This window comes from Rhizobium sp. A37_96 (assembly GCF_053521765.1).
The window spans coordinates 1-4,101 of the sequence record NZ_JBNWDS010000041.1; the positions used below are offsets into that span (position 1 = coordinate 1).

A 4,101-nucleotide genomic window follows, 5' to 3' on the forward strand; every position below is an offset into this window, starting at 1 on the left:
GCCACGCCTGCGGCGCGTCGAACAAAGGGCTGGGAGCTACTCTCGGATCGTCTCCGGAGGGTTTGAAATGGGCGTCGCGATCAGCGACGTATAATTGCGCCCTTTGGGATTTGGCCGGATTCCGGATCGAGCTTTTCAGTGAATGAGCGAACGCGCGAATGGGTGATCTGTCTAACAGCGCAGTAATACGTCGTAACACGACGCTGCGGAAAAACCGGCTCGGCCGCTCTCACACAGGGCTGTAGGTCGAGCCGGTTTTGGGTGTTTGGGGCCAACTGGAGGGGACAGCTTGAGATGGCAGGATAGGCTATCGGTATACCCGATAGCCGGGCTCCTGAGGGGAGCAGGGTCGGTGCCTCAATCCAGCGCCGTGAGAAGCGGTTGGCAAATCCCGGATCGAGCGGAGCGAGATCACTAAGGGCGCACTTACGACTTGCTGCGCAAGTCAGTGCACCGGAGGGTCATTCCAGCCACATGGGCCACGGTAGCCAGATGCGTTCGTGAAAGGGGTGGTGAGGCGGGCAGGATAGTCAAGTTTGTGGTACAAACCTGACAACGGCCCAGCCTCCGGCAGGGATGAGCAGGCCAAGTGATTAGTCTTGTTGTTAGTACAAAATTGTACTAACATTCCGCTCATGAAAACAAGATTCGAATGGGACCCGGCAAAAGCCGAAACCAATCTCCGGAAGCACCGCGTGAGCTTCGAGATTGCCGCTCGTGCCTTTGCGGACCCGTTCGCCGTCACGGAGCAGGATCGCATCGAGGGCGAGGAATATCGCTGGCAAACCGTCGGCCTCGTGGACGGCCATCTGCTGCTGCTGGTGGCGCACACCGTCTGGGACGACACGGGCGGCGTGGAAGTGATCCGGATCATCTCGGCGCGTCGGGCCGAGCCGAAAGAGAGAAGGCGCTATGAGCAAAACCGTTCGCTATGAGGTTGACCTGAACAACCTGCCGCCTCTGACCGAGGCACAAAAGGCCGAGATCGAGACGCTGGCCGCAATGCCAGATGATCAGATCGACACCAGCGACATTCCCGAGCTGGGCGAGGCATTCTGGAAAAACGCCGTCCGGGGCCGGTTCTACAAGCCCACCAAGACTGCAACCACGGTGCGCGTGGATGCGGACGTGTTGGCGTGGCTCAAGGGGCAGGGCAAGGGCTACCAGACCCGCATGAATGCGATCCTGCGCCGTGCCATGCTGGCCGATCTCGATCAGAGAAACTGAACAGGATAAAATACGATGGCAAATTTAGTTGTTTTGACGTTGGGAGACGGAAGAACGTTTCGTTGTGCCGATCTTGATGACGCAAAAGAAAAGGCAATTAGAAACCAAGTGGGAAACGATATGATTTTCGTGGAAATAATCCCAGAAAATGGTGGTCCAATGATTTCTCTAGATTTTGATAAAATTTCCCAAGATTGGATCGCTATATCTTAATTTTGCAAATATAAACAATATTGTAGATAATGCCTAATTGGGAGATCGTATGCGCATCATAGCTTTAATATCAGCGGGTATGATCTTGTCTGCGTGTACCACTGGAGCGCCAATACCGAATTTTTATAACGGGCACTACTACATGTCTGGCGATGCCAACTGCGTTAGAGGTACGAACGTTACTCCCACACGGATAAATTGTTATAATTCGAAAGGGGAGGCAACTGGATATCGCGATGCAATGACACCGCAGCAAATTCAAATGTATCAATTTCAAGCCATGCAACAGCAAATGCAATCACAGCAAATGCAGCAATCGATTGACTATAACAATGCGATGATGGCTGCGAACACCCAAGCAACCCTTAATAGGGCCTCTGTTTACTCACCACCGACTGTCCAGCCGATACAGACTTATGGTGGAAATCAAGTAAGATGCGTGGGCGTTGGCATATATGCAAACTGCCGCTGGTAATGGAATCATCCTGCCAGCCGTCTCCACCAGGACCGTTGCGCCATTGATCGCCATGCGTCCCGGTCCGCACGTAAATCGTCATTAGACGATTGCAAGGCAGCATTCGAGGCGCGGACTTCATCTAGCAGCATTTGTAACCCCAGAATCTGGGCCTGCAGGGCGTCCGAAGCTGTGGGCGCGGGGTGCGCATCATGGGTGGGCTGCTCATTGCGCGCCCAATGGGCAAGTGCATTCTCGCTGATCTGCCACTGATTGCGGTTATCCCGACGCGCTTCGATCTCGCCCGCCTCGATAGCCCGCATGATGGTGCGGCGGCTCCTGCCAGTACGTCTAGCGACTTCGTTGGGCGTCAGCATGAGCATGGGTGGGCCTCCGGGTGGGCGTTGCGCATGGGCAGAGCATAGTAGCTAACCCCTAACAATTGCCCATTGATGACTGCCAGTTGCCAGTTAACCCACGGGCAATCATCAACCTTTGACCTGCCATTTGTGGCAGAAGCCTTCAAAGGCGGCGAGGATCCTTGGCCCCTTGAGCGGAATCCCCTTTTCGGTCGCCCAATGGCGGAACCGCTCGGCCACCATGTCGATATCCGGCTTGTTGCGGCCGCCGGGAAGCTCGGTATGGGCGATTTCGGCCCAGACCGTGAATTTAATTCCTCCGGATGAAGGGAATGCATCGAGCGTGGCAGGCTCAGAGATGGCTCTAGGAGCTCCATGTGGCGCCTTTCGTGGTTTCTGTGCACGCTTCCCGCTCTCAGCACTCTTGGGGCTCTCTGTGGCCCCCTGTGGCGGTTCTAGGACCATTTCTACCGAGCCGGCGCGGCGGGCGGTCCTGCCGGCGCTGTGCCGGCCAAGCTCGTCCTTGGTCGCAGCTAAGTCGTCTTTCGCCTCCCATGACAGGTTGACCGACACCACGGAGCGGCCGCGCTTCTGTGGCCGCATGGAGACGGTGAAGCGTGAAAGCTGGTTCACCTCGGCAATCGCGGGTTGGAGAGCTTTTTGCGACAGATGGGTCCAATTGACCAGCTTTCCCGCGGGAACGCCGAGGCGGGCGCGGAGATCGTCCAGCGCGAAGACCTCCGATGCCTTGCGCTCGAGGTTGACGCGCAGCGCGATGATCTCATGCAGGCGCAGTGCATAGCGGCTGGTCATAGACAGGGCAGTCTGGCGGTCGATAATGGCCCAGTAGTCCGACTTGCCAATGACCTCGCAGAAACCTGCCGAGAATTTCCAGCGGATCATGACCGGCCCGTCGCCGTCCTCGAACTCGACCACGGCGGTATCCAGCAAGCCAGTGATCACGGTCCCCTTGTCGGTATCGTATTTCATGACCGCGCCGCGCAGTTCGGTGAACAGGTCTACGAGATCGCGGCGGCCAACGTTCCGCATCCCCGCCGTAGCCCTGAGTGTGGCAAGGTCGATCTGGTGCCACTTGTCATCAGCGACAGCAGCACCGGCGGTCTTGAACATGATTTCGTGGAGTTTCAGGGCCATGAGACCCGGAGGATTTTTTAGATCAGCGAAACGACCGTCAACAAGTTCTCCCGGTCGGTAGCTACGGGTTTCGTCGTAGGCACGGTCTGCGATGACTTGGAGCGTTTTTCCCATGCAAGATTCCTAAAAAACACTTTTGGGGCCTATTGCGCACCTTGTATGCACACCTGAGTGTTTTTTTGAAGTGCTTAATAGGCCCCAAAAGTGTGTTCAGCGGCCCCAAAAGTGTGTTCAGCGGCCCCAAAAGTGTTTTTTAGTCGCGCAAGCCATTGAATCAAAAAACGAATTTCCCCCTGAATCTTTAGAACATTTGAACAAGAAGGAAATTGGCCGAAAAATCGGCCTCCTCCAGAGGACCAAAACCGCCATTTCGACCCCTGAATTTCGATGAGATCAGACAAGCGGACGGCCGCCAAAGCGGCCGACATGCTTGTTTGCAGAAAAATAACACGGCCCCAGTGCTCGACCTGGTCAACGCCTGCGGCGTCCTCCGCTGCGCTACGGCCCTGCGGGTGACAATGTCTGCGCGCCGGTGCGATCCTGAACATGTCGGGACGAAGGGCGTCTGCCCTTCGCTCCGCTCCGGGTAAGTTCGCCACGCCTGCGGCGCGTCGAACAAAGGGCTGGGAGCTACTCTCGGATCGTCTCCGGAGGGTTTGAAATGGGCGTCGCGATCAGCGACGTATAATTGCG

At 56.4% G+C, this 4,101-nt stretch carries 5 protein-coding genes; 3 read left to right on the forward strand and 2 right to left on the reverse strand.

What is annotated here, in order from left to right:
- Positions 1–635 precede the first annotated feature (635 nt).
- From ACQZ6J_RS33790 to ACQZ6J_RS33800, 3 genes are read left to right on the forward strand one after another with little or no spacing between them, the layout of a single operon-like run.
- On the forward strand, positions 636–935 hold the full coding sequence (locus ACQZ6J_RS33790) for a BrnT family toxin (protein WP_333723829.1): 300 nt from the start codon (positions 636–638) through the stop codon (positions 933–935).
- Complete coding sequence (locus ACQZ6J_RS33795) at positions 913–1,227, forward strand: BrnA antitoxin family protein (RefSeq protein WP_333723830.1); 315 nt, start codon at positions 913–915, stop codon at positions 1,225–1,227. The genes ACQZ6J_RS33790 and ACQZ6J_RS33795 overlap by 23 nt, the downstream gene beginning before the upstream one ends.
- A gap of 15 nt (positions 1,228–1,242) precedes the next feature.
- Entirely contained in the window at positions 1,243–1,440 is a 198-nt protein-coding gene (locus ACQZ6J_RS33800; RefSeq protein ID WP_333723831.1) for a hypothetical protein, read from the forward strand.
- Positions 1,441–1,920: 480 nt separating this feature from the next.
- Here the strand turns inward: ACQZ6J_RS33800 and ACQZ6J_RS33805 are convergent, their stop codons facing one another.
- Positions 1,921–2,277 (reverse strand): helix-turn-helix domain-containing protein, encoded by a 357-nt coding sequence (locus ACQZ6J_RS33805; protein WP_333723827.1) that lies wholly within the window; start codon positions 2,275–2,277, stop codon positions 1,921–1,923.
- A gap of 105 nt (positions 2,278–2,382) precedes the next feature.
- Complete coding sequence (locus ACQZ6J_RS33810) at positions 2,383–3,522, reverse strand: replication initiation protein (protein ID WP_333723828.1); 1,140 nt, start codon at positions 3,520–3,522, stop codon at positions 2,383–2,385.
- Positions 3,523–4,101: the final 579 nt, after the last annotated feature.

What these genes read in the sequence shown, in the direction of transcription:
- ACQZ6J_RS33800 (WP_333723831.1), top strand. Translation starts at nt 1,243, where the DNA reads ATGGCAAATTTAGTTGTTTTGACGTTGGGAGACGGAAGAACGTTTCGT.
- ACQZ6J_RS33795 (WP_333723830.1), top strand. Translation starts at nt 913, where the DNA reads ATGAGCAAAACCGTTCGCTATGAGGTTGACCTGAACAACCTGCCGCCT.
- ACQZ6J_RS33790 (WP_333723829.1), top strand. Translation starts at nt 636, where the DNA reads ATGAAAACAAGATTCGAATGGGACCCGGCAAAAGCCGAAACCAATCTC.
- ACQZ6J_RS33810 (WP_333723828.1), bottom strand. Translation starts at nt 3,522, where the DNA reads ATGGGAAAAACGCTCCAAGTCATCGCAGACCGTGCCTACGACGAAACC.
- ACQZ6J_RS33805 (WP_333723827.1), bottom strand. Translation starts at nt 2,277, where the DNA reads ATGCTCATGCTGACGCCCAACGAAGTCGCTAGACGTACTGGCAGGAGC.